The sequence below is a fragment of the Kitasatospora sp. NEAU-CNBT7 genome, from assembly GCF_057220535.1.
This window is the reverse complement of the sequence record NZ_JBXQQB010000008.1, coordinates 197,223-218,594: the sequence shown is the minus strand read 5'-3', so window position 1 is coordinate 218,594 and position 21,372 is coordinate 197,223. Positions and strand designations below refer to the sequence as shown.

Below are 21,372 nucleotides of genomic sequence, written 5' to 3'. Positions count from 1 at the left end.
ACAGAGACTTCAAGATCGACTCGGCCCGGGCGGCCTCAGCGCAGCACCGCGAAGTGGTTCAGCACGATCGTGAAGCGCTGCTGCGCCTCGGTGCGATCCTTGTCGGGCGCGGCCACCAGCACGTCGTACGAGGTGCCGTCGGCGGCCTTGAACTCGGCCTCCTTCAGGTACCGCCGGGTCCCCGAGTTGTCCGCGTTGGTGTAGCTGAACTCCCAGACCGAGCCCGGGAAGCCGTTCACCTTGATGTCCGCCAGCTGCTCCCGCCGGTAGCCCTGGCGGTTCTTCTGGATGCTCTGCTCCATCTCCTGGAAATGCTGCATCGGGCTCAGCGACTGGCCCACCGTGACCGCGAACTGCAGGTAGTGCACCTTGTTGTCCGGGCTGTAGTAGATCTCGGTCTTGTCGGTGCTGCGCACCCAGGTGCCGCCGGTGGTGGGCAGCAGGAACCGGAACCCGGCCGGGTCGTCCACCCACTGGTAGCCGCTCGGCGCCGGGTCCGGGGCCGCCAGGCCGGTCGCCGAGGCCTCCGGGTCGGAGGGCGTCACGGCGCCGCCGCCGACGTGGTCCAGCACGGCGTACGCGCCGCCGCCCACCAGCAGCGCCGTCACCAGGCCGATCAGCGCCAGCCGCAGGACACGCCGGCGGGGCCGCCCGGCGGGGGCGGGGGCGCCCGGCACGGGCTCGGCACCGCCGGCCGCGGGCACGGTCGGCACGGTCGACTCGGTCCGCCCGGCCGGGACGGCCTCGGCAGCGCGGTCCGGCGCGCCGTCGGTCCGGTCGACCACGGGCACGCTGGTGGTCGGCTGCCGCTCGGCGGCCTTGGCTCTCAGGCCCACCGTGTGGCCCGCCACCACCTCGTTCAGCATCCGCATCGCCTCGTCGGCGCCCGGCCGCCGGGCCGGGTCCTTGGCGAGCAGCGCGGCCAGCACCGGACCGAGCGCCCCGGCCTTGGCCGGCTCCGGCAGCTCCTCCTCGACCACCGCGGTCAGCGTGCTCAGCGGCGAGTCCCGCCGGAACGGCGAGGTGCCCTCCACCGCCGCCCACAGCGTGGCGCCGAGCGCCCACAGGTCGGAGGCCGGGCCGGGCCGCTCGCCCTGGGCCCGCTCGGGGGCCAGGTAGTCGGGCGAGCCGACCAGGTCGCCGGGGCGGGTCAGCTCGACCACGCCGGCGCCCTCGAACTTGGCGATCCCGAAGTCCAGCAGCACCACCCGGCCGGTGTTGTGCTCCAGCAGCACGTTGGCCGGCTTGACGTCCCGGTGCAGCACCCCGAGCTGGTGCCCGCGGTGCAGGGCGGCCAGCACCTGCACCCCGACCTCGGCGGCCTCCTGCGGGCGCAGCTCACCGTCCTGGCTGATCACGTCGGCCAGCGAGCGGCCGTCGACCAGCTCCATCACGATCCAGGGCCGGCCGTCCTGCTCCAGCACGTCGTGGATGGTGATCACGCCCGGGTGCTTGATCCGGGCGGCGGCCCGCGCCTCCCGCTTCATCCGGGTCTGCAGGATCTCCAGATCCTCCTCGGACAGGTGGCTGACGGTGAGCTCCTTGACCGCGACGTCGCGGTCCAGCATCTCGTCCCGGGCGCGCCAGACCGTGCCCATCCCGCCCCGGCCCAGGCGCTCCCCCAGCGCGTACCGGCCCGCCAGCAGCCGGCCCGCGTCCAGTCCCGCTGCCTTGTCCTGTCCGCCCATGGCGACCGCTCCCCCTCCTCCGCCCACCGTCACTCCGACGGAGGTCCCGGCGCGCCCCGGACTCACCGTCCGGACATCTTCCGGGCCAAGCCTAGGCGCACTGCACCAGGGCCGGGATGCCAGCCCGGCCACCTGACCGATTCCCGACCGCGGCGCGGTCAGCCGGCCACCAGCACCACCGCGGCGAGCGCCGCGACCAGTGCCACCAGCACTCCGCCCACCAGCAGCGGGCCGATCAGCGACGGCCTTATCCGGGACGGGCGGTGACGTTTCATCAGCTCGGCGCCCGGCTCCCCGGCCCGCGGCCCGCGCGCGGCGCGGCGGCCGCCGCGCCGGTACGGCTCCACCGGACCGTCCGGGCGGCGCACCGGCAGCAGCGGCGCGGCGGCGAGAACTCCGGGCCCGAACGGTTCGGGTGCACCCGCCAGCAGCTCCCGCAGCTCGGCCTGGACGTCGGCCGCCCGCGGCCGGCCGGCCGGATCGGCCGCCAGCAGCCGCTCGACCAGCGGACGCAGCGGCCCGCAGCCGTCCGCGGGGTGCGGGCGGCCGTCCCGGACCGCGGCCAGCAGGGTCGGCAGATCGTCCTCCGGGTACGGGCCGTACCCCGTGAGCAGCCGGAACAGCAGCACCCCGAGCGCCCAGCAGTCCGCCGCGGGCCCGGCGTCCGGCGGCCAGCGTTCGGCGCGCGGCCCGAGCAGGACCGCCCGCGCCTCGTACACCCGGCGCGGCACCGGACCGCCGAGCGCCGCGCACAGCGTCTCCTCGGCCACCCCGAGCAGCAGGCCGCCGAGCAGCGCGGCGCCGTCCTCGCAGACCACCACCGACTCGGCGGTCACATTGCCGTGCGAGAGCCTGGCCTCGTGCACGGCCCGCAGCGCACCGGCCAGGTCGGCCGCCAGCTCCGCCACCCGGTACGGCGGCACCGGCCCGTCCACCGCCAGCTCGGACAGCCGCACGCCCGGCGGCCGCTCCTCGGCGATCCAGAGGGTGTCGCGTTCGGCGACCACCTCGACGTCGGCCAGCAGCCGCGGATGGTGCGGGGCCGAGGCCACCGCGGCCGCCACCCGGCCCGCGACCGCGGCGCCGTACTGCGGGTCCGGCTCGGCGCCCGGCTGACCGGGGATCAGCAGTTCCGGCAGGTCCAGCGCGTGCAGCAGCACCGGGCCGCCGGTCCGCAGGTCCTGCGCGGCCGCGCCGATCCCCGGACGGTCCGTCACCCGGTACCGCCCGGCCACCAACTGCCCCGGAGCCGCTCGCATGGATGTTCCTCAGGAAGGGGGGTCTGGCTGCTCGTACCGGTCAGGGTACGTGGCCCGGCCGTGGGCGGCGCCGGGAGAGGGCACAGGCGAAGGGGCCGCCGCCGGCCCCTCCTCAAGGACGGCGGGCCGCCGACGGCGGTTGCGCGCGGCGGACGCCTGCGCCGGGAGCCCCCTCGGTACGGCGCGGGGCCCGGATCACGGCGCGGGCTGGAAGCTCTCGAAGCCGACCTTGCGGGCGTCGGCGTTGGCCGGGGAGTCCCAGTCCGCGTCCGGCGTCGTCCAGTACAGGGCGTAGCCGTACTTGCCGTTGCCGGTGACGAAGCCCCGGTTGAGCGAGTGCATCCGGGTCTTGCTGCCGAAGGTCCACTCCCAGTCGGCGGCGTTGGTCCACTGCCGGTAGGTGATCTGCTTCAGCTGCACCCGCTGGTAGTTGGAGCCGCCGTTGCCGTCGTTCTCGCTGGTGACCCAGTCGTCGTAGGCGCTGCCGTGGGCGGGCTGGGTCCAGTCGACCATCAGCTTCACGCCGTTGCCCTTGAACTGGCGGCTGGTCGCGTCGTAGTCCGGGCCCTGGTCGGTCAGCCAGCTGGGCAGGTTGATGGTGAACCCGGACGGGTCGCGGTAGGTCGTGTAGCCGGCCGGCGGGGCCGGGACGGCGGGGTTGCCGGCCGTGGTCCCCGAGGTGCCGGTGCTGCCGGTGCTGCCCGTGGTGCCCGTGGTGTTGCCGGACGCCGTGGCGGCCGCCGCGCCGGGGTTCGGTGCGCCGGCGCCCGGGGCCGCGGACGAGGCGGCGGCGGAGGGGGAGGTGGCCGGCGGGGCGGCGGCGGACTGCTCGCCACCGGCGGCGGGGCTCTGGGCGGCCCCCGCGGCGGCCGGGTCCCCGGCCGAGGCCGTCCCCGGACCGCTCGCACCGGGCGCGCCGGCCGAGTTCTTGCCGCCCCCGTGCAGCGCCAGGGCCACCACGGCTATCAGCGCCAGCACGAACACCAGCGCACCAGCCGCCATCGCCAGCTTGCGGCGGTCCCGGGCGGGTGCGGGGGCGGGGACGGCCGGCCGCACCTCGGTGGCCGGGGCGGCCGGGGGTGTGGGCACGGTGAGCGGCGGCGCCGGGATCGGCGCGGGCTCGCCGGCGGCCCGGCTGCCCACCCGGACGGTGCCGAGCAGGCCCATCGCGGCGGCGGGCTTCGGCGCGGCCTCCGGCTGCGCGGCGGGCCTGGGCGCGGGCTCCGGCTTCGCCTTCTTGCCCGCCGCGGTCGCCGTCGCCTTCTTCGCGGCGGGCTGCGGCGCGTCGGCCTTCGCGGCGGACCGCGCCGCCGCCGTCGCCCCGGCCGCGGCCGCGGTCTTCGGGGCGGGCGCCGGCTTTGGGCCGGGCTCCGCCGCGTCCTTCGGCCCGCTCTTCGCCGCGGACGCCTCGTCAGCGCCCTTGACCGGCACCGCCTGCTGGGTGGTCGCCTCGGCCCGGGTCACGCCCGCCGCGACGATCCGCTTGAGCATCGAGCGGGTCTCCGAGGCGTCCAGCCGCAGCGCCGGGTCCTTCTCCAGCAGCCCCTCGATCACCGGCCAGAGCGGCCCGGCCTTCTCGGAGGCGGGCAGGTCCTCGGTCATCACGGCGGTCAGGGTGGCGAGCGCCGAGCCCCGGTCGTACGGCGGCTTGCCCTCGACCATCGCGTACAGCGTGCCGCCCAGCGACCAGAGGTCGGCCGGCGGGCCGGGCTTGTGGCCCTTGGCCCGCTCCGGCGAGATGTACGAGGGGGCGCCGACCAGCATGCCGGTGGAGGTGATCGAGGTGTCGCCCTCCACGCTGGCGATGCCGAAGTCGGTCAGGACCACCCGGCCGTCCTCGCCGATCAGCACGTTGGAGGGCTTGACGTCGCGGTGCAGGATCCCGTGGCTGTGGGCGGCGCCCAGCACGCCGAGCAGGTCGAGCGCGATCTCGGCGGCCCGGACCGGGCCGACCGGCCCGTCCTCCTTGATGACCTCGGCCAGCGAGCGGGACTCGACCAGCTCCATCACGATCCAGGGCCGCTCGTCCTCCTCGACCACGTCGAAGACGGTGACGGCGGCGGTGTGCCTGATCCGGGCGGTTGCCTTGGCCTCCCGCAGGGTACGGACGATCAGGCGGTGCTTCTCCTCCTCGTCCACCCCGCCGTGCATGCGCAGTTCCTTCACGGCGACGATCCGGCCGAGCATCTCGTCCTCGGCCCGCCAGACCGTGCCCATGCCGCCGCTGCCGAGCACCGCGTTGAGCCGGTACCGGCCGGCCAGCAGCCGGCCCGTGGACTCCTGCGCCTGGGTCATCGGTGCGCTCCCCCATGTGTTGCTGGCCCGCGTACTGCTGCCGGTCGAAGTGACGGCGCATCGGCCCGCGCGGGCACAACCCGGGGGCATCGCCCGCGCGCCCGGCGCCCGGCTCCAAGACGCCAAGTCACCATCATCTCCTGTTCCTTCGGTCGCCGACCACCCGCCCCGGGGGTTGACCGTGAAGATCCGTACCGGAACCGGGCGTTCCGTACCCGACCGGAGAGCGGAAACAGCCGGTCAGGGGCGCAGCTGCGCACAGACTCTCCCCGAGGAACGCACCATGACCACACCAGCCGGACGGCGGGCCGAACGCCCCGGGGCCCCCGCCGATCGGCGGGGGCCCCGGGGGACGGGCACGGACGGACCGTCAGCCGTGGTGCAGCGCGGGGTTGACGGTGACCTCGACCCGCTGGAACTCCTTGAGCTCCGAGTAGCCGGTGGTGGCCATCGCCCGGCGCAGCGCACCGAACAGGTTCATGGTGCCGTCCGGGGTGTGCGAGGGACCGGTCAGGATCTCCTCGGTGGTGCCGACGGTGCCGAGGTCGACCCGCTTGCCGCGCGGCAGCTCCTCGTGGACGGCCTCCATGCCCCAGTGGAAGCCCTTGCCGGGCGCGTCGGTGGCCCGGGCCAGCGCGGCACCGATCATCACCGCGTCGGCGCCGCAGGCGACCGCCTTGGCCAGGTCGCCGCTGTAGCCGACGCCGCCGTCCGCGATCACGTGCACGTACCGGCCGCCGGACTCGTCCATGTAGTCCCGGCGGGCCGCGGCCACGTCCGCGACGGCCGTGGCCATCGGGACCTGGATGCCGAGCACGGTGCGGGTGGTGTGCGCGGCGCCGCCGCCGAAGCCGACCAGCACGCCCGCCGCGCCGCTGCGCATCAGGTGCAGGGCCGCGGTGTACGTGGCGCAGCCGCCGACGATCACCGGCACGTCCAGCTCGTAGATGAACTGCTTGAGGTTGAGCGGCTCGGCCGCGCCGGAGACGTGCTCGGCGGAGACCGTGGTGCCGCGGATCACGAAGACGTCGACGCCGGCGTCGACCACGGCCTTGGAGAACTCGGCGGTGCGCTGCGGGGAGAGCGCGGCGGCGGTCACCACACCCGAGTCCCGGACCTCCTGGATCCGCTGCTTGATCAGCTCGGCCTTGATCGGCTCGGCGTAGATCTCCTGGAGGCGGCGGGTGGCGGCGGCCTCCTCGGTGATCGAGGCGATCTCGTCCAGCAGCGGCTGCGGGTCCTCGTAGCGGGTCCACAGGCCCTCGAGGTTCAGCACGCCGAGGCCGCCGAGCTTTCCGATGGCGATCGCCTGGGCCGGGGAGACCACGGAGTCCATCGGGGCCGCCAGGAAGGGCAGCTCGAAGCGGTAGGCGTCGATCTGCCAGGCGATCGAGACCTCCTTCGGGTCACGCGTACGACGGCTGGGGACGACCGCGATGTCGTCGAAGGCGTACGCCCGGCGGCCGCGCTTGCCACGCCCGATCTCGATCTCAGTCACTTCGAGCCCTTCTGCTGCTTGCATCTGCCTGCCGGGTCACCCCGGCCGCCCCCAGTATCCCGTACCGGCCCGCCACCACGTGGCACCCGGCCGGGGAGCGGACACGGCGCGGGGCCCGCCACCGCTCGCGCGGCGACGGGCCCCTGGGCCGTACGGGTCAGCGGCTGGTGTAGTTCGGGGCCTCGACGGTCATCTGGATGTCGTGCGGGTGGCTCTCCTTGAGGCCCGCCGAGGTGATCCGGACGAACCGGCCCTTGCTCTCCATCTCGGCCACGGTGGCGGCGCCGACGTAGCCCATGGTCTGGCGCAGGCCGCCGACCAGCTGGAACAGCACCGCGGACAGCGGGCCGCGGTAGGGCACCTGGCCCTCGATGCCCTCGGCGATCAGCTTCTCGTCCGAGGTGACCTCGCCCTGGAAGTAGCGGTCCTTGGAGAAGGACTTCGCCTGCCCGCGGGACTGCATCGCGCCCAGCGAGCCCATGCCGCGGTACGACTTGAACTGCTTGCCGTTGATGAACAGCAGCTCGCCCGGCGACTCCTCGCAGCCGGCCAGCAGCGAGCCCAGCATCACCGTGTCGGCGCCGGCGGCGAGCGCCTTGCCGATGTCGCCGGAGTACTGCAGGCCGCCGTCGCCGATCACCGGCACGCCGGCCGCCCGGCAGGCGAGCGCGGCCTCGTAGATCGCGGTGACCTGCGGGACGCCGATGCCGGCGACCACGCGGGTGGTGCAGATGGAGCCGGGGCCGACGCCGACCTTGACGCCGTCCACGCCGGCGTCGATCAGCGCCTGGGCGCCGTCCCGGGTGGCCACGTTGCCGCCGACCACGTCGACCGCGACGGCGGACTTGATCTTCTCGATCCAGGCCAGCGCGTTGTGGCTGTGGCCGTGCGAGGTGTCCACCACCAGGAAGTCGACGCCCGCGCCGACCAGCGCCTGGGCGCGGTCGAAGGCCTCGGCGCTGGCGCCGACGGCCGCGCCGACCAGCAGCCGGCCCTCGGCGTCCTTGGCGGCGTTCGGGTACTTCTCCGCCTTGACGAAGTCCTTGACCGTGATCAGGCCCTTGATCCGGCCCTCGTCGTCGACCAGCGGGAGCTTCTCGATCTTGTGGCGGCGCAGCAGCGCCATCGCGTCCTCGCCGGAGATGCCGACCTTGCCGGTGATCAGCGGCATCGGGGTCATGATCTCGCGGACCTTGCGGTGCCGGTCCGACTCGAAGGCCATGTCGCGGTTGGTGACGATGCCGAGCAGCTTGCCGTCCGGGTCCGCGATCGGGACGCCGCTGATCCGGAACTTGGCGCAGAGCGCGTCGGCCTCGGCCAGCGTGGTCTCCGGGCCGACCGTGATCGGGTCGGTGACCATGCCCGACTCGGAGCGCTTGACCAGGTCGACCTGGTTGACCTGGTCCTCGACCGAGAGGTTGCGGTGCAGGACGCCGACGCCGCCCTGGCGGGCCATCGCGATGGCCATCCGGGCCTCGGTGACCTTGTCCATCGCGGCCGACAGCAGCGGGATGTTCACCCGGACGTTCCGGGAGACCCGGGACGAGGTGTCGACCTGGTTCGGCAGCACCTCGGAGGCCCCGGGAAGCAGCAGGACGTCGTCGTACGTGAGCCCGAGCATCGCGAACTTCTCGGGTACGCCTGCGGCGTTGTAAGACATCTAAGGGACCTTCCGTGGCGTGGCCGTCGATCTCGGGCACGACCGGCGAGGGTTACCGGCCGGGTGGCTCTCTCAGCTGGGCGGACGGCCGCGGTACGGCCACGTCCCACCCGCGCGCACCGGCACAGGGCTTGGCCACCAAGACGACGGGCGGCTGGAGGAACCTCCAAGGGAACTCCGTGCGCGCCCACGGAACTTTGGCAACCTGACCAGGTGCCGATACCCCATGGTACTGGTGTCGCGAGGTACCACCTCGCGCCCCCTTGACAACACCGGAGTCAGGACGACTCTTCCGCCAGCGCCCGCAGCCGGCTGAGCGCCCGGTGCTGGGCGACCCGGACCGCGCCCGGCGACATGCCGAGCACCTCGCCGGTCTCCTCGGCGGACAGCCCGGCGGCCACCCGCAGCAGCACCAGTTCGCGCTGGCGGGCCGGCAGGTTGGAGAGCAGCTCGCGGATCCAGGCGGCGTCGCTGCTCAGCAGCGCGCGCTCCTCCGGGCCGAGCGACTCGTCCGGGGTCTCGGGCAGGTCGTCCTGCGGGATCACGGTGGAGCCGGGGCCGCGCATGGCGGCCCGCTGCAGATCGGCGATCTTGTGCGCGGCGATCCCGTAGACGAAGGCCTCGAACGGGCGGCCGGTGTCGCGGTAGCGCGGGAGCGCGCAGAGCACCGCCACGCAGACCTCCTGGGCCACGTCGTCCACGTGGTGGCGGGCGTTGCCCGGCAGCCGCACCAGCCGGGCGCGGCAGTAGCGCAGCGCCAGCGGGTGGACGTAGGCCAGCAGCGCGTCGATCGCCGGGCCCTCGCCGCGGACCGCGGCGGCGACCAGCGAGGCGACCACCGGTGAGGTGCCGCCGCCCAGTACCGGCGGCCTGACCTCGGACGTTTCGGCGTACGACGATTCGCCGCCCTGACCGTCGGGGACGGCCTCGTCGGCCTCGGCCGGCTCGGGCTGGGCCTCGCCCGGAGCGGTGGCCTCGTCGTCACGCATCGGTCCATGGTGCCTGGTCGGAGCGGAAAACGCGGCACCGCGTCCGGACTTGTGCATCGGAACGTTATGCGTCGCCACTGTGCGCACCGTGCCGCCTCCCGCCCCACTGGCTGCCGCGGGCTGCGGCAACTCTCGTTTCCGCAGCACCTGTCCGCTGGTCCCCGAGGTGCTCCACTCCTCCATGGTGCAGCCTCGGGACCACAACGTCACACGTCCGTGCGGTTGCCGTGTCGGATACCCCGCCGGGCGCGTCTCAGCGGACCAGGCCCCAGCGGAAGCCGAGGGCCACCGCGTGCGCCCGGTCCGAGGCGCCCAGCTTCTTGAACAGCCGGCGGGCGTGCGTCTTCACCGTGTCCTCGGACAGGAACAGCTCGCGGCCGATCTCCGCGTTGCTGCGGCCGTGGCTCATCCCCTCCAGCACCTGGATCTCACGCGCCGTCAGCGTCGGCGCCGCGCCCATGTCGGGGCTGCGCAGCCGCCTGGGGGCCAGCCGCCAGGTCGGGTCGGCGAGCGCCTGGGTGACGGTGGCCCGCAGCTCGGCGCGCGAGGCGTCCTTGTGCAGGTAGCCGCGGGCGCCGGCGGCCACCGCGAGGGCGACGCCGTCCAGGTCCTCCGCGACGGTCAGCATGATGATGCGCGCGCCCGGGTCGGCCGACAGCAGCCGCCGGACCGTCTCCACCCCGCCGAGGCCGGGCATCCGGACGTCCATCAGGACGAGGTCGGAACGGTCGGCCACCCAGCGGCGGAGGACCTCCTCGCCGTTCGTCGCAGTGGTCACCCGGTCGACACCGGGCACGGTCGCGACCGCCCGGCGAAGCGCCTCCCGGGCGAGCGGGGAATCGTCGCAGACGAGTACGGATGTCATGACCGTCCTCCGCAGCAGATCCGCGTCACGTTGAGCCTCCTGGCTGGTACGAACACTCTCCGACACGGCCGTTCGGCGACGGACCTCGTACGGATCGCCGGGTGTCCCCGCGATCGTTCCCGACGTCCTGCGCCCGCCAACCGCCTCCGCACATCCAACGACCGTCACTCGAATGAGTTACGGCTTCCGGGGCCATCTCCACCACTGTACGTGGCCGGACCGTTACCGATCACCCACCTCGCGGTGCACACGCCGCACTTTTGTGCTGATCGTGCGCGTCGCACGCGCCACGCGCGCCACGGAGCGGAGGACGGCGCACCGGGGGCCACCCGCTTGCCAGATCACGACCACTCAAACGTCCTGCCCCTTTTGCCCGTTTTTATAGCCTATGGAGGGTCATTGACTGTTGTGCCCGACTGTGGATGACTTGTTCACGTAGGTGTCGTAAGTCATATTTCCAGGTGTCCGTACCGGCCGATCGCCGCCTCGCCGAGCCGAGGGGTCCCGAGCCTTGAAGGGAATGAGCCATGGCAGATTTCTCCCGCCTCCCCGGCCCGAACGCAGACCTCTGGGACTGGCAGCTCTCCGCCGCCTGCCGCGGCGTCGACAGCTCGCTCTTCTTCCACCCCGAGGGCGAGCGCGGGGCGGCCCGCAGCTCACGGGAGGCCAGCGCCAAGGAGGTCTGCATGCGCTGCCCGGTACGGGCCCAGTGCGCGGCCCACGCCCTGGCCGTCCGCGAGCCCTACGGGGTCTGGGGCGGTCTGACCGAGGACGAACGCGAAGAGCTGCTCGGCCGGGCGCGGCACCGGCTGGCCGAGGTCCAGCTGACCCGGCCGGCGGGGCTGCGGCACTGACCCGCCGCCGCCGGACCGGATAGGAGAAACGTTTCTGCACACGCCGGAGGGCGGCCCGGGCCCGTCGGCGCGGCTCAGCGCGCGGCGGCGGCGTCCGTGAGCCGGTCCAGCATCCGGGCGACCGCCGGCACCTCGGCCAGGTCCGGCAGGGTCAGCGCCACCACCTCGCGCACCGCCGGGCCGCCGGCGACCGCCGCCACCGGCACCAGCGCCACCCCCTGGTGGCGCACCGGGTCCAGGGCCAGCCGGGGCAGCACCGCCACCCCGAGCCCCGCCGCCACCAGGCCGACCACCGCGGGGTAGTCGTCGGTGGCGAAGTCGATCCGCGGCGCGAACCCGGCGGCCTCGCACAGCTCCACCAGGTGCCCCCGGCACTGCGGGCAGCCGGCGATCCACTGCTCCTCGGAGAGCTGCGCCAGCTCCACCGGGCGGTCGGCGCCCGCCCCGGCCAGCGGATGGCCGGCCGGGACCACCCCGACCAGCGGGTCGTCCAGCAGCGGGCGCACCACCAGGTCCGACCAGTCCGTCGCGGCGGCCGCGGCCGCCGCCTCCAGGGTCGCCTCGGCGCGGGCCTCGCGGGCGGTGGCGTGCGGCGAGGCCGGCGGGAGGCCGCCCTGCGAGTGCGGGTGGCGGAAGGCCAGCGCGACCTCGCACTCGCCGGCCCGCAGCATCGCCAGCGCCTCCGGCGGCTCGGCCTCCACCAGCGACACGCGGACCCCCGGATGGTCCGCACGCAACCGGGCGACCGCGGGCGGCACCAGGGTGGAACTCGCGGTCGGGAACGACACCAGCCTGACCCGTCCGGCCCGCAGTCCGGCGATGGCGGCGAGCTCCTCCTCGGCGGCGGACAGCCCGGCCAGGATGCCGTTGGCGTGCTTCACCAGGGCCCGGCCGGCCTCGCTCAGCTGCATGCCGCGCCCGGAGCGGACCACCAGCGGGGTGGCCACCGCCTTCTCCAGTGCCTTCATCTGCTGGCTCACGGCCGGCTGGGTGCAGCCCAGCTCGCGCGCGGCGGCGGAGAAGGAGCCGGTCCGGGCGACGGCGCGCAGGACGCGGAGGTGGCGGGCTTCGATCATGCCTCAGTTATAAGGCAGCCTTTGGCGTACGCAAAACCTGACTGATGAATTCGGCCCCGCCGGCCGCGCCGCCGCCCCCGAGGGTATCCGGCGCCGCGGCCGGGTGCGGACATGCCGGAGGCCCGGCCGCGCCGTTCGGCGCGACCGGGCCTCGGAACCTGCCGACCCGGTGGGTCAGTGGGAGTGGCCGTGGCCGCCGTGCGAGTGGCCGTGACCGTTGGCCTCCTCCTCTTCCTTCTTCTCCACCACGAGGGTCTCGGTGGTGAGCAGCAGGGAGGCGATGGAGGCGGCGTTCTCCAGGGCGGAGCGGGTGACCTTGACCGGGTCGATGACGCCGGCCTTGACCAGGTCGCCGTACTCGCCGGTGGCGGCGTTGTAGCCGAAGCCCGCCTCCAGGTCGGCGACCTTCGAGGTGATGACGTAGCCCTCGAGGCCGGCGTTCTGGGCGATCCAGCGCAGCGGCTCGGCGAGCGCCTTGCGGACGACCGCGACACCGGTCGCCTCGTCGCCCGACAGGCCCAGGCCGCCGTCCAGCACCTTGGCGGCGTGCACCAGGGAGGCGCCGCCACCGGCGACGATGCCCTCCTCGACGGCGGCGCGGGTGGCGGAGATGGCGTCCTCGAGGCGGTGCTTGCGCTCCTTGAGCTCCACCTCGGTGGCGGCGCCGACCTTGATGACGCAGACGCCGCCGGCCAGCTTGGCCAGGCGCTCCTGCAGCTTCTCGCGGTCCCAGTCGGAGTCGCTGGCGGCGATCTCGGCCTTGATCTGGCCGACCCGGCCGGCCACCGCGTCGTGGTCGCCGGCGCCGTCGACCAGGATGGTCTCGTCCTTGGTGACGGTGACGCGGCGGGCGGTGCCGAGCACCTCGAGGCCGACCTGGTCGAGCTTGAGGCCGACCTCCTCGGAGATCACGGTGCCGCCGGTGAGGACGGCGAGGTCGCCGAGGATCGCCTTGCGGCGGTCGCCGAAGCCCGGGGCCTTGACGGCGACGGCGTTGAAGGTGCCACGGATCTTGTTGACCACCAGGGTCGACAGCGCCTCGCCGTCGACGTCCTCGGCGATGATCAGCAGCGGCTTGGAGGCGCCGCCCTGGAGGATCTTCTCCAGCAGCGGGAGCAGCTCCTGGATGGAGGAGATCTTGCCCTGGTTGATCAGGATGTACGGGTCGTCGAGGACCGCCTCCTGGCGCTCCGCGTCGGTGACGAAGTACGGCGACAGGTAGCCCTTGTCGAACTGCATGCCCTCGGTGAACTCGAGCTCGACGCCGAAGGTGTTGGACTCCTCGACGGTGATCACACCGTCCTTGCCGACCTTGTCGATCGCCTCGGCGATCAGCTCGCCGACCTGGGTGTCCTGCGCGGAGAGGGAGGCGACGGCGGCGACGTCGTCCTTGCCCTCGATCTCGCGGGCGATGGACAGCAGGTGCTCGGAGACGGCGGCGACGGCCTTGTCGATGCCCTTCTTCAGGGCGGCCGGGCCGGCACCGGCGGCGACGTTGCGCAGACCCTCGTTGACCAGGGCCTGGGCCAGCACGGTGGCGGTGGTGGTGCCGTCACCCGCGACGTCGTTGGTCTTGGTGGCGACCTCCTTGACCAGCTGCGCGCCGAGGTTCTCGTACGGGTCGTCGAGCTCGACCTCGCGCGCGATGGTCACACCGTCGTTGGTGATGGTGGGGGCGCCGAACTTCTTGTCGATGACGACGTTGCGGCCCTTGGGGCCGATGGTCACCTTGACCGTGTCGGCCAGCTTGTTCACACCGCGCTCCAGCGAGCGGCGGGCGTCCTCGTCGAACTGCAGGGTCTTCGCCATGATCCCGATTCCTCAGAAAGTGCCTGGTTTACGTGAGCCAACAACCGCGCCCCGGGCCCCTGTCACTGGAGGACACGGATCCGGGGCGGGCGGAGACGTCTTACTTCTCGATGATGGCGAGAACGTCGCGAGCCGAGAGGACCAGGTACTCCTCGCCCTGGTACTTCACCTCGGTGCCGCCGTACTTCGAGTAGAGCACGATGTCGCCGACGGCAACGTCGAGCGGAAGGCGCTGGCCGTCCTCGAAGCGGCCCGGGCCGACGGCCAGGACGACGCCCTCCTGGGGCTTCTCCTTGGCGGTGTCCGGGATAACCAGGCCGGAGGCCGTGGTGGTCTCGGCGTCGAGCGGCTGGACCACGATGCGGTCCTCGAGCGGCTTGATGGCAACCTTGCTGCTGGTGGTCACGTCCGAGCTCCCCTTCGGAGATTACGGGGTTGTCTAACAGGTAGGTGTGGCGGTGTCCGCAGGCCTGCCGTCGCGGGGGTCAGGCATGCTCCATCGCGTTAGCACTCACCCTGGGGAGAGTGCCAGGAACGACCATAGGCGCCGGTTAGCACTCAGTCAACCAGAGTGCCAATGGCGCGGCCGGTCGTTCGATCCGGGCCGAGTACCCGTACTCATGTGCGGCCCGCGCCGCGGCGGGCAGAATGCGGGGGTGCCCGCCGACTCGCAGACGCCACCACGCCCCGGCCCAGGCCCGTCTGACGACGGGTCACCGAGACCGGGCGGCGCCCTCGCGGTCGGTCTGCTGGTGCTCGCGCTGGACGTCTGGCTGGCCGGCCTGGCCGTGCTGTTCCTGCTGCTCTCCGGGGTCGGCCACCCGTTCCCGTGGGTCGACTACCCGGCCGCCGGCGAGCCGGCCGGTCACCACCGGCGGGCGGTGCACACCCCGCTGACGGTCGCCGGGGCGAGCGCGGCGGCGCTCGCCCTCAGTGCGGTGCTGCTGGCCCTGCGCCGCCACCGGGCCGCGGCCGCCGTCCAGACCGTCCTGCTGACCGCGGTCCTGGCGGCGGCGCTGGCCCTCTGGGCGGCCCGGCCCGCACCGCCGGCCGCCGGGCCCGCGCCGGCCCCGCACGCGGCCTGCCGGCCCGGCACGGCCTGCTGAGGGCCGGGGCGCCGGGCGGCGGCCGGTGGCACCGCACCGGCTGATCGACAATGGGGGCGTGGAGATCGAATCGTTCCGGGCCCTGCTGACCGACCGGGGCCGCGCGCTGCTCGCCGAACTGCGGGAGTTCACCGCCGACGAGGAGCTGGCGCTGGCCACCCGGCTGCGCCGGGAGTACCCCGCCGAGCTGGTCCGGGCCGCCTTCGAGCAGGCCCGGCTGCGGCAGCGGGCCCGCGCCAAGTTCGGCGCCGACGCGGACCTCATGTACTTCACGCCCGACGGCGTGGAGCAGGCCACCCGGCGCAGCGTGGCCGAGTGGCGGGCCGGGCAGTTCGCCGCGCTCGGGGTGCGGCGGCTGGCGGACCTGTGCTGCGGGATCGGCGGCGACGCCATCGCGCTGGCCCGGGCCGGGGTCGCGGTGCTCGCGGTCGACCGCTCGCCGCTGACCTGCGCGGTGGCCGAGGCCAACGCGGCCGCGCTGGGCCTGGCGGACCTGGTCGAGGTGCGCTGCGCGGACGTCGCCGACGTCGACGTGGCGGGCTTCGACGCGGTGTTCACCGACCCGGCCCGGCGGACCGCGCGCGGGCGGGTCTTCGACCCCGAGGCGTACTCGCCGCCGCTGTCCTGGGCCGTCGAGGCGGCCCGCCGCACCCCGTTCGGTGCGCTGAAGGTGGCGCCGGGCATCCCGCACGAGCTGGTGCCGGAGGGCGCCGAGGCGGAGTGGGTCTCGGACCACGGGGAGGTGAAGGAGGCGGTGCTGTGGTTCGGCACCGGCGCCGCCGAGCCGCACCGGGCCACCCTGCTGCCCGGGGACCACACGCTGACCGGCGGCCGCCGGCCGGACCCGGACGCGGGCCCGGTCGGCCGCTACCTGTACGAGCCGGACGGCGCGGTGATCCGGGCGCACCTGGTGACCGAGGTGGCGCAGCAGGTCGGCGGCCGGCTGATCGACCCGATGATCGCCTACCTGACCTCCGACCGGCTGGTGGCGACCCCGTACGCGCACGCCTTCGAGCTGACCGACGTGCTGCCGTACAAGGTGAAGGTGCTGAAGGCGCTGGTCCGTGAGCGGGCGGCCGGGACCGTGGTGATCAAGAAGCGCGGGGTGTCGGTGGTGCCGGACGAGCTGCGCAGGCAGCTGAAGCCGGCCGGGCCGAACTCGCTGACGGTGATCCTGTGCCGGACCGACGACGGGCCGCTGATGATGCTCGGTCAGCCGGTGGGCGGCTGGATGTAGTCCTCCAGCCGGGCGACCGCGAAGCCCTGCTCCTGGATCCGGCCGAGCAGTTCGCCGAACATCGCGGTCATCGTCTCGCCCTTGAGGTCCTTGGGGCCGCGGAAGTGCGCCAGGATGATGTCGCCGGGCTTGAGCTTCTTGTCGGCGGCCTGGTACTGCATGTCGTGGATCTGCATCGACTCCCGCCACAGCACGATGGCGCGCGGCCCGCACTGCTGGACGGCGGTGTTGACCGAGGCGGTGTTGGCGCCGTCGCCGTAGGGCGGGCGGAACAGCAGCGGGGGCGTGCCGTACTGCTGGGTGAGCGCGGTCTGGGTGTCGCAGACCTCGCTCTTCTGCTTGTCCGGGGTGAGCTTGCTCATCACCGGGTGGTCCACGGTGTGGTTGTGGATGTGGTTGCCGAGGGCCTGCAGCGGTTTGAAGTACCCGTAGTCGTCCTTGACGATGTCGCGGGTCAGGAACATGGAGACCGGCACCTTGAGGTCGGTGAGCATCTCGACGAACTTCGGGTCCTTCTCGGCGCCGTCGTCGATGGTGATGAAGACGACCTTGTCGTGCGTCGGCACCTCGCTGAACACCGGCACGGGGCCGGTCCTGGTCAGCTTGACGGGCTTGTCGGCCGGGGCGGCGGGGGCGGCCGGCAGCGCGGTGAGGCCCCACTTCGACCAGAGCGCGGCGCCGGGGACCGGCGCGGCCTGGCCGGCCGGCGCGGCGGAGGACGGCGCCGGGCCGCCGGACGCGCCGCCGGTGGGCGACGCGGGCGCGGGGGTGGTGGCGGAGGTCCCGCCGGAGCTGCCGCACCCCGTGGCGGTCAGCAGCAGGGCCAAGGCCGCCAGGACATACGTCTTCCGCACCGCGCAACTCCCCCGGGTCGTTCAGCTCACTCTCAGGAATGAACGCTACTCGACGTGTTGACTGGTGAACGACCACCGGTGGACGGGTCGGGCGAGCAGTTCTGACGGCGGGTCGGGGACGGCCGCGGGTTCCCCCGCCCACCAGGTGATCAGCAGCACCCGGTCACCGGGCGCGCCGAACACCTCGGCCCGCTGGGGACCGGCCGGGCCGCGCAGCGCGGGCAGCGCCTCCTCCCGGACCCAGGCGGCGAGCTCGGCGGCCCGGCCGCCGGCCGCCCGGGCCTCCCACATCAGCGCCGTGGTCACGGCTTCAGCGCGCGGTGGGCGTGGGCGTGCAGGTCCCCGTGCGGCACCGAGACCTCGGTGACCGGCAGCGAGGAGTCCGCCGACAGGTCGAAGGCGGACGGCGCGCGGTCGCGCCAGACCATCTCGGACCCGAGGGCGGCCACCATCGCGCCGTTGTCGGTGCACAGGCCCGGGCGCGGGACCCGCAGCACGATGCCGGCCTTGTCGCAGCGCTGCTGGGCCATCTCGCGCAGCCGCGAGTTGGCCGCCACCCCGCCGCCGATCATCAGGTGGTCGACGCCGTTGTCCTTGCAGGCCCGGACGGCCTTGCGGGTCAGCACGTCCGTGACGGCCTCCTGGAAGGACGCGGAGACGTCGGCGATCGGCACCTCCTCGCCGGCCCGGCGCCGGGCCTCCACCCAGCGGGCGACCGCGGTCTTCAGACCGGAGAAGGAGAAGTCGTACGCCGGGTCGTTGGCGTTGCTCAGGCCGCGCGGGAAGGCGATCGCCTTCGGGTCGCCGTCCCGGGCGGTGCGGTCGACCACCGGGCCGCCGGGGAAGCCCAGTCCGAGCACCCGGGCGACCTTGTCGAAGGCCTCGCCGGCCGCGTCGTCGATGGTCGCGCCGAGCGGGCGGACGTCGGTGGTGATGTCCGAGCTGAGCAGCAGCGAGGAGTGCCCGCCGGAGACCAGCAGCGCCATCGTCGGCTCGGGCAGCCGGCCGTGCTCCAGCTGGTCGACGCAGATGTGCGAGGCGAGGTGGTTGACCCCGTACAGCGGCTTGTCCAGCGCCCAGGCGTACGCCTTGGCGGCGCTCACCCCGACCAGCAGCGCGCCGGCCAGGCCGGGGCCCGCGGTGACGGCGATGCCGTCCAGGTCGGCGGCCTTCACCCCGGCGGTGTCCAGCGCCCGCTGGATGGTCGGGATCATCGCCTCCAGGTGCGCCCGGCTGGCGATCTCGGGGACCACCCCGCCGAAGCGGGCGTGGTCGTTGACGCTGGAGGCGACCGCGTCGGCCAGCAGCGTGGTGCCGCGGACGATGCCGACACCGGTCTCGTCGCAGGAGGTCTCGATGCCGAGGACGAGCGGTTCGTCAGCCATGGTCCGGGTCCTTCGATTCGTGCTCTGGGTGGTACGTGGGGTGGTCGAGGCGCATCACGAGCGCGTCGACGCCGGCGGGCTGGTAGTAGCCGCGGCGGACGCCGACCGGCTGGAAGCCGAAGCGCTCGTACAGCCGCTGGGCGCGCAGGTTGTCGACCCGGACCTCCAGCAGCAGTTCCTCGCAGCCGCGCCGGGCGGACTCCTCGACCAGGCCGGCCAGGAGGGTGGCGCCGAGGCCGGTGCCCTGGTGGCCCGGGGCGACCGCGATGGTCTGGACGTCGCCCTCGGCGCCGACCGCCATCAGGCCCGCGTAGCCGGTGATCGCGCCGTCGGCGGTCTCGGCGACGGTGTAGTGCCGGGTGCCGCCGGGGTGGGTCTCGGCCAGCTCGGACCAGTACATCGCGGGCGACCAGGCGTCCTCGGGGAACAGCTCGAGCTCGAGCGCCATCACCGGCTCGATGTCCCACCAGCGCATCCGGCGCAGCGTGACGGCGGGGCTCACGCCGGGAGCACCGCCTTGTAGCCGGCCGGCACCTGGGCGTCCGGGCGGCGCAGGTAGAGCGGCACGTTGGGCAGCAGCTCGCGGCCGGCCGCCAGCTCGGCGACGGCGAACGCGGCCAGCGCGCCCGCCGAGACGTGCTGCGGGCCGCGGGCGCCCGGGAACGCGTCCGGGTAGAGCAGCGCGCCGGCGCCGACGGCCTGCGCCGCCGGGGTCAGCTCGGCCGGGCGGTCCACCGCCGGGCCCTCGACCCGGGCGCCCGCCTCGTCGTAGGAGGCCCAGTAGACCTCCTTGCGGCGGGCGTCGGTGGCCACCGTGAACGGCCCGGTCAGCCCCTCGGCGCGGGCCTGGTGGGCGATGGCGTCCAGGGTGCAGACGCCGTGCACCGGCAGGCCGAGCGCGTGGCCGAGCGCGGCCGCGGTGACCAGGCCGACCCGCAGGCCGGTGTACGGGCCGGGGCCGACGCCCACCGCCAGGCCGGTCAGCTCGCGCTTGTCCACGCCGGCCGTGCGCAGCACGTCCTCGATGGTCGGCAGGAGCAGTTCGCCGTGGCGCCGGGCGTCCACCTGGTACGACTCGGCGAGGACGGCCGTGCCGTCGTGGACGGCGGCCGTGACGGCGGGGGTGGCGGTGTCGAACGCAAGCAGCAGCACGGTTCCAAGGTTAGAGGGTCCGCCGGGGCGGGCCGTCCGCCCACCCGTGCGGGCCGGGGAACACGCGATCGGATCGGTCCGAAAAGCCCGGTCGGACCTGGCACGATGAGCTCAGGTACTGGCCCCGGGCGCGCAGGTCCCGGGCGAGCAGCGGGAGCAGACGTGGCGAAGCTGGGCGCTGGATTGGCGGTCACCGGTCTCACCCTGGGGGCGATGGCCGCGGTCGGCCTGCTCGCCTTCCAGGCGAACGGCGCCCAGGAGCGGGCGCTGGAGGCCGGGTACACCCCGCCGGTGGCACCGCTGACCTCGGCCGCGGCCCGCGCCACCGCGCCGCCCACCCCGCCGCTGCCCGCCAACTCCGGGACCGGGCTGCGGGTGGTCTACTCGCTGGGCGCCAAGCAGGTCTGGCTGGTCGACCCGCGGAAGAACCCCCAGGTGACGGCGTCGTTCGCGGTGGTGCCCGGCTCGGTGTCGCCGCCCGTGGGCAGCTACCCGGTGTACAGCCGGACGGCGGCGGGCACCGGCACCGACGGCAAGAAGATCGAGCACGTGGTGCGCTTCTCCCAGCAGGGCGCGGTGTTCGGCTTCAGCGCGGCGGTCGACGACGCGTCCCCCTCGCCGTCCACCGGGAAGCCCGTGCCGTCCGCGAGCCCCGACCAGAAGGCGGCCGATCCGAAGGCGAAGACCGGCGGGATCCGCTCCAGCCGGGCCGACGGGCAGCTGCTCTGGGACTTCGCCCCGGCCGGCACCACGGTGGTCGTCGTCCCCTGAGCGGTCCGCCGAACCGGCCGCCGAACCGCCGTCCCGGCGGTGCGGGCGGTCCGGGTCAGGCCGCGCGCGGGTGGGTGAGGCCGGGACGCGGCGGCTCGGTCCTGGCCGCGCCGGGCCGCGCCTCCCGGGGCCGGGCGGGCGGGGTGGAGACGGCGGCGGCGGCCGCGCAGGCGGCCAGCAGGGCGCTCATCGGCACGGGTGCGGGCGCGGGCCCGGCGGAGGTACCGGTCGAGGTGCTCGTCGTGGTGCGCGTCATGACGGGAGGCTCCCTAGTTAGGCATACCTAACCACAGCGCATCCATCCCATCACGCCCGGCCGTCCGCCCGCAACACCTTGCCGACAGCCTGTCGGGAAACTCAGCCCCGCTCACCCAGCCGGGCCAGCGCGCCGTCGTCCCAGCGGCTGCCCAGGCCGGTGAAGGTGACCCGGCGCGGGTCGCTGTCCTCGGTGGCGCTGCCGCCGATCGCCCGCTCGATCCGGACCTCCAGCCGGTCCTCGGAGAGCTCCTCGACCTTGCCCTCGCCCCACTCGACCACCACCACCGAGTCCGGCAGCGAGACGTCCAGGTCCAGGTCCTCCATCTCGTCCAGCCCGCCGCCGAGCCGGTAGGCGTCCACGTGGACCAGCGCCGGGCCGCCGACCAGCGACGGGTGCACCCGGGCGATCACGAAGGTCGGCGAGGTGACCGCGCCGCGCACCCCCAGGCCCTCCCCCAGGCCCCGGGTCAGGGTGGTCTTGCCGGCCCCCAGCTCACCGGAGAGCAGCACCAGGTCGCCGGGCCGCAGCAGGCCGGCCAGCTCACGTCCGAGCCCGGTCATCAGCTCGGGGGTGGCGACGGTGACGGTGGTTCGGGTGCCCATGGTCGTGCGATGC

General features: G+C 74.2%; 21 protein-coding genes. 4 read left to right on the top strand and 17 right to left on the bottom strand.

The window, feature by feature from the left end:
- Positions 1-35: 35 nt before the first annotated feature.
- The 7 genes from AC2TEW_RS14000 to AC2TEW_RS13970 form a co-directional block, all read right to left on the bottom strand.
- Positions 36-1,688: a serine/threonine-protein kinase gene (locus AC2TEW_RS14000; protein WP_484623663.1), complete on the bottom strand. Its 1,653-nt coding sequence runs from the start codon at positions 1,686-1,688 to the stop codon at positions 36-38.
- Between the two features lie 158 nt (positions 1,689-1,846).
- Positions 1,847-2,947 (bottom strand): protein kinase family protein, encoded by a 1,101-nt coding sequence (locus AC2TEW_RS13995; protein WP_484623662.1) that lies wholly within the window; start codon positions 2,945-2,947, stop codon positions 1,847-1,849.
- 195 nt (positions 2,948-3,142) lie between these two features.
- Positions 3,143-5,242, bottom strand: coding sequence for a serine/threonine-protein kinase (locus tag AC2TEW_RS13990; protein WP_484623661.1), 2,100 nt, complete (start codon positions 5,240-5,242; stop codon positions 3,143-3,145).
- A gap of 370 nt (positions 5,243-5,612) precedes the next feature.
- The gene (locus AC2TEW_RS13985; RefSeq protein WP_484623660.1) at positions 5,613-6,740 is read right to left on the bottom strand and encodes a GuaB3 family IMP dehydrogenase-related protein; all 1,128 of its coding nucleotides are present in this window, start codon (positions 6,738-6,740) and stop codon (positions 5,613-5,615) included.
- 157 nt (positions 6,741-6,897) lie between these two features.
- Positions 6,898-8,400, bottom strand: a complete 1,503-nt coding sequence (gene guaB / locus AC2TEW_RS13980; protein WP_484623659.1) for an IMP dehydrogenase — start codon at positions 8,398-8,400, stop codon at positions 6,898-6,900.
- Positions 8,401-8,678: 278 nt separating this feature from the next.
- On the bottom strand, positions 8,679-9,389 hold the full coding sequence (shbA, locus tag AC2TEW_RS13975) for an RNA polymerase sigma factor ShbA (RefSeq protein WP_484623658.1): 711 nt from the start codon (positions 9,387-9,389) through the stop codon (positions 8,679-8,681).
- 253 nt (positions 9,390-9,642) lie between these two features.
- Positions 9,643-10,254 (bottom strand): response regulator transcription factor, encoded by a 612-nt coding sequence (locus AC2TEW_RS13970; protein ID WP_014136228.1) that lies wholly within the window; start codon positions 10,252-10,254, stop codon positions 9,643-9,645.
- 527 nt (positions 10,255-10,781) lie between these two features.
- On the opposite strand from AC2TEW_RS13970, the gene AC2TEW_RS13965 reads away from it, so the two are divergent.
- Positions 10,782-11,108, top strand: coding sequence for a WhiB family transcriptional regulator (locus AC2TEW_RS13965; protein ID WP_033817678.1), 327 nt, complete (start codon positions 10,782-10,784; stop codon positions 11,106-11,108).
- A 74-nt stretch (positions 11,109-11,182) separates the two neighbouring features.
- Here AC2TEW_RS13965 and AC2TEW_RS13960 read toward each other — a convergent pair whose 3' ends face one another.
- The 3 genes from AC2TEW_RS13960 to groES all read right to left on the bottom strand — a co-directional run bounded on the left by AC2TEW_RS13960 (position 11,183) and on the right by groES (position 14,399).
- The gene (locus AC2TEW_RS13960; protein WP_484623657.1) at positions 11,183-12,184 is read right to left on the bottom strand and encodes a LysR family transcriptional regulator; all 1,002 of its coding nucleotides are present in this window, start codon (positions 12,182-12,184) and stop codon (positions 11,183-11,185) included.
- A 174-nt stretch (positions 12,185-12,358) separates the two neighbouring features.
- Positions 12,359-13,993 (bottom strand): chaperonin GroEL, encoded by a 1,635-nt coding sequence (gene groL, locus AC2TEW_RS13955; RefSeq protein WP_484623656.1) that lies wholly within the window; start codon positions 13,991-13,993, stop codon positions 12,359-12,361.
- A gap of 100 nt (positions 13,994-14,093) precedes the next feature.
- On the bottom strand, positions 14,094-14,399 hold the full coding sequence (groES, locus tag AC2TEW_RS13950) for a co-chaperone GroES (RefSeq protein ID WP_014136232.1): 306 nt from the start codon (positions 14,397-14,399) through the stop codon (positions 14,094-14,096).
- A gap of 250 nt (positions 14,400-14,649) precedes the next feature.
- On the opposite strand from groES, the gene AC2TEW_RS13945 reads away from it, so the two are divergent.
- Together AC2TEW_RS13945 and AC2TEW_RS13940 are read left to right on the top strand one after the other, a co-directional pair.
- Positions 14,650-15,099, top strand: a complete 450-nt coding sequence (locus AC2TEW_RS13945) for a hypothetical protein (RefSeq protein WP_484623655.1) — start codon at positions 14,650-14,652, stop codon at positions 15,097-15,099.
- A gap of 58 nt (positions 15,100-15,157) precedes the next feature.
- Positions 15,158-16,336, top strand: a complete 1,179-nt coding sequence (locus AC2TEW_RS13940) for a class I SAM-dependent methyltransferase (protein ID WP_484623654.1) — start codon at positions 15,158-15,160, stop codon at positions 16,334-16,336.
- Here the strand turns inward: AC2TEW_RS13940 and AC2TEW_RS13935 are convergent.
- From AC2TEW_RS13935 to tsaB, 5 genes are read right to left on the bottom strand one after another with little or no spacing between them, the layout of a single operon-like run.
- A complete protein-coding gene (locus AC2TEW_RS13935) occupies positions 16,312-17,190 on the bottom strand; it encodes a polysaccharide deacetylase family protein (RefSeq protein WP_484623653.1) in 879 nt (292 codons plus the stop codon). The two genes, AC2TEW_RS13940 and AC2TEW_RS13935, sit on opposite strands and share 25 nt — an antisense overlap.
- A 45-nt stretch (positions 17,191-17,235) precedes the next feature.
- A complete protein-coding gene (locus AC2TEW_RS13930; RefSeq protein WP_484623652.1) occupies positions 17,236-17,496 on the bottom strand; it encodes a hypothetical protein in 261 nt (86 codons plus the stop codon).
- A complete protein-coding gene (tsaD, locus tag AC2TEW_RS13925) occupies positions 17,493-18,575 on the bottom strand; it encodes a tRNA (adenosine(37)-N6)-threonylcarbamoyltransferase complex transferase subunit TsaD (RefSeq protein ID WP_484623651.1) in 1,083 nt (360 codons plus the stop codon). The genes AC2TEW_RS13930 and tsaD overlap by 4 nt, the downstream gene beginning before the upstream one ends.
- Positions 18,568-19,050 (bottom strand): ribosomal protein S18-alanine N-acetyltransferase, encoded by a 483-nt coding sequence (rimI, locus tag AC2TEW_RS13920; RefSeq protein WP_484623717.1) that lies wholly within the window; start codon positions 19,048-19,050, stop codon positions 18,568-18,570. The genes tsaD and rimI overlap by 8 nt, the downstream gene beginning before the upstream one ends.
- A 23-nt stretch (positions 19,051-19,073) precedes the next feature.
- Positions 19,074-19,727 (bottom strand): tRNA (adenosine(37)-N6)-threonylcarbamoyltransferase complex dimerization subunit type 1 TsaB, encoded by a 654-nt coding sequence (tsaB, locus tag AC2TEW_RS13915; RefSeq protein WP_484623650.1) that lies wholly within the window; start codon positions 19,725-19,727, stop codon positions 19,074-19,076.
- Between the two features lie 162 nt (positions 19,728-19,889).
- On the opposite strand from tsaB, the gene AC2TEW_RS13910 reads away from it, so the two are divergent.
- Positions 19,890-20,498 (top strand): hypothetical protein, encoded by a 609-nt coding sequence (locus tag AC2TEW_RS13910; RefSeq protein ID WP_484623649.1) that lies wholly within the window; start codon positions 19,890-19,892, stop codon positions 20,496-20,498.
- 55 nt (positions 20,499-20,553) lie between these two features.
- Here AC2TEW_RS13910 and AC2TEW_RS13905 read toward each other — a convergent pair whose 3' ends face one another.
- Both AC2TEW_RS13905 and tsaE read right to left on the bottom strand, forming a co-directional pair.
- The gene (locus AC2TEW_RS13905) at positions 20,554-20,754 is read right to left on the bottom strand and encodes a hypothetical protein (protein WP_484623648.1); all 201 of its coding nucleotides are present in this window, start codon (positions 20,752-20,754) and stop codon (positions 20,554-20,556) included.
- A 101-nt stretch (positions 20,755-20,855) separates the two neighbouring features.
- Entirely contained in the window at positions 20,856-21,359 is a 504-nt protein-coding gene (tsaE, locus tag AC2TEW_RS13900; protein ID WP_484623647.1) for a tRNA (adenosine(37)-N6)-threonylcarbamoyltransferase complex ATPase subunit type 1 TsaE, read from the bottom strand.
- Between the last annotated feature and the right edge of the window lie 13 nt (positions 21,360-21,372).

What these genes read in the sequence shown, in the direction of transcription:
- shbA (WP_484623658.1), bottom strand. Translation starts at nt 9,389, where the DNA reads ATGCGTGACGACGAGGCCACCGCTCCGGGCGAGGCCCAGCCCGAGCCG.
- AC2TEW_RS13905 (WP_484623648.1), bottom strand. Translation starts at nt 20,754, where the DNA reads ATGACGCGCACCACGACGAGCACCTCGACCGGTACCTCCGCCGGGCCC.
- AC2TEW_RS13990 (WP_484623661.1), bottom strand. Translation starts at nt 5,242, where the DNA reads ATGACCCAGGCGCAGGAGTCCACGGGCCGGCTGCTGGCCGGCCGGTAC.
- AC2TEW_RS13960 (WP_484623657.1), bottom strand. Translation starts at nt 12,184, where the DNA reads ATGATCGAAGCCCGCCACCTCCGCGTCCTGCGCGCCGTCGCCCGGACC.
- AC2TEW_RS13995 (WP_484623662.1), bottom strand. Translation starts at nt 2,947, where the DNA reads ATGCGAGCGGCTCCGGGGCAGTTGGTGGCCGGGCGGTACCGGGTGACG.
- guaB (WP_484623659.1), bottom strand. Translation starts at nt 8,400, where the DNA reads ATGTCTTACAACGCCGCAGGCGTACCCGAGAAGTTCGCGATGCTCGGG.
- tsaE (WP_484623647.1), bottom strand. Translation starts at nt 21,359, where the DNA reads ATGGGCACCCGAACCACCGTCACCGTCGCCACCCCCGAGCTGATGACC.
- AC2TEW_RS13970 (WP_014136228.1), bottom strand. Translation starts at nt 10,254, where the DNA reads ATGACATCCGTACTCGTCTGCGACGATTCCCCGCTCGCCCGGGAGGCG.
- tsaD (WP_484623651.1), bottom strand. Translation starts at nt 18,575, where the DNA reads ATGGCTGACGAACCGCTCGTCCTCGGCATCGAGACCTCCTGCGACGAG.
- groL (WP_484623656.1), bottom strand. Translation starts at nt 13,993, where the DNA reads ATGGCGAAGACCCTGCAGTTCGACGAGGACGCCCGCCGCTCGCTGGAG.
- AC2TEW_RS14000 (WP_484623663.1), bottom strand. Translation starts at nt 1,688, where the DNA reads ATGGGCGGACAGGACAAGGCAGCGGGACTGGACGCGGGCCGGCTGCTG.
- AC2TEW_RS13965 (WP_033817678.1), top strand. Translation starts at nt 10,782, where the DNA reads ATGGCAGATTTCTCCCGCCTCCCCGGCCCGAACGCAGACCTCTGGGAC.
- rimI (WP_484623717.1), bottom strand. Translation starts at nt 19,050, where the DNA reads ATGCGCTGGTGGGACATCGAGCCGGTGATGGCGCTCGAGCTCGAGCTG.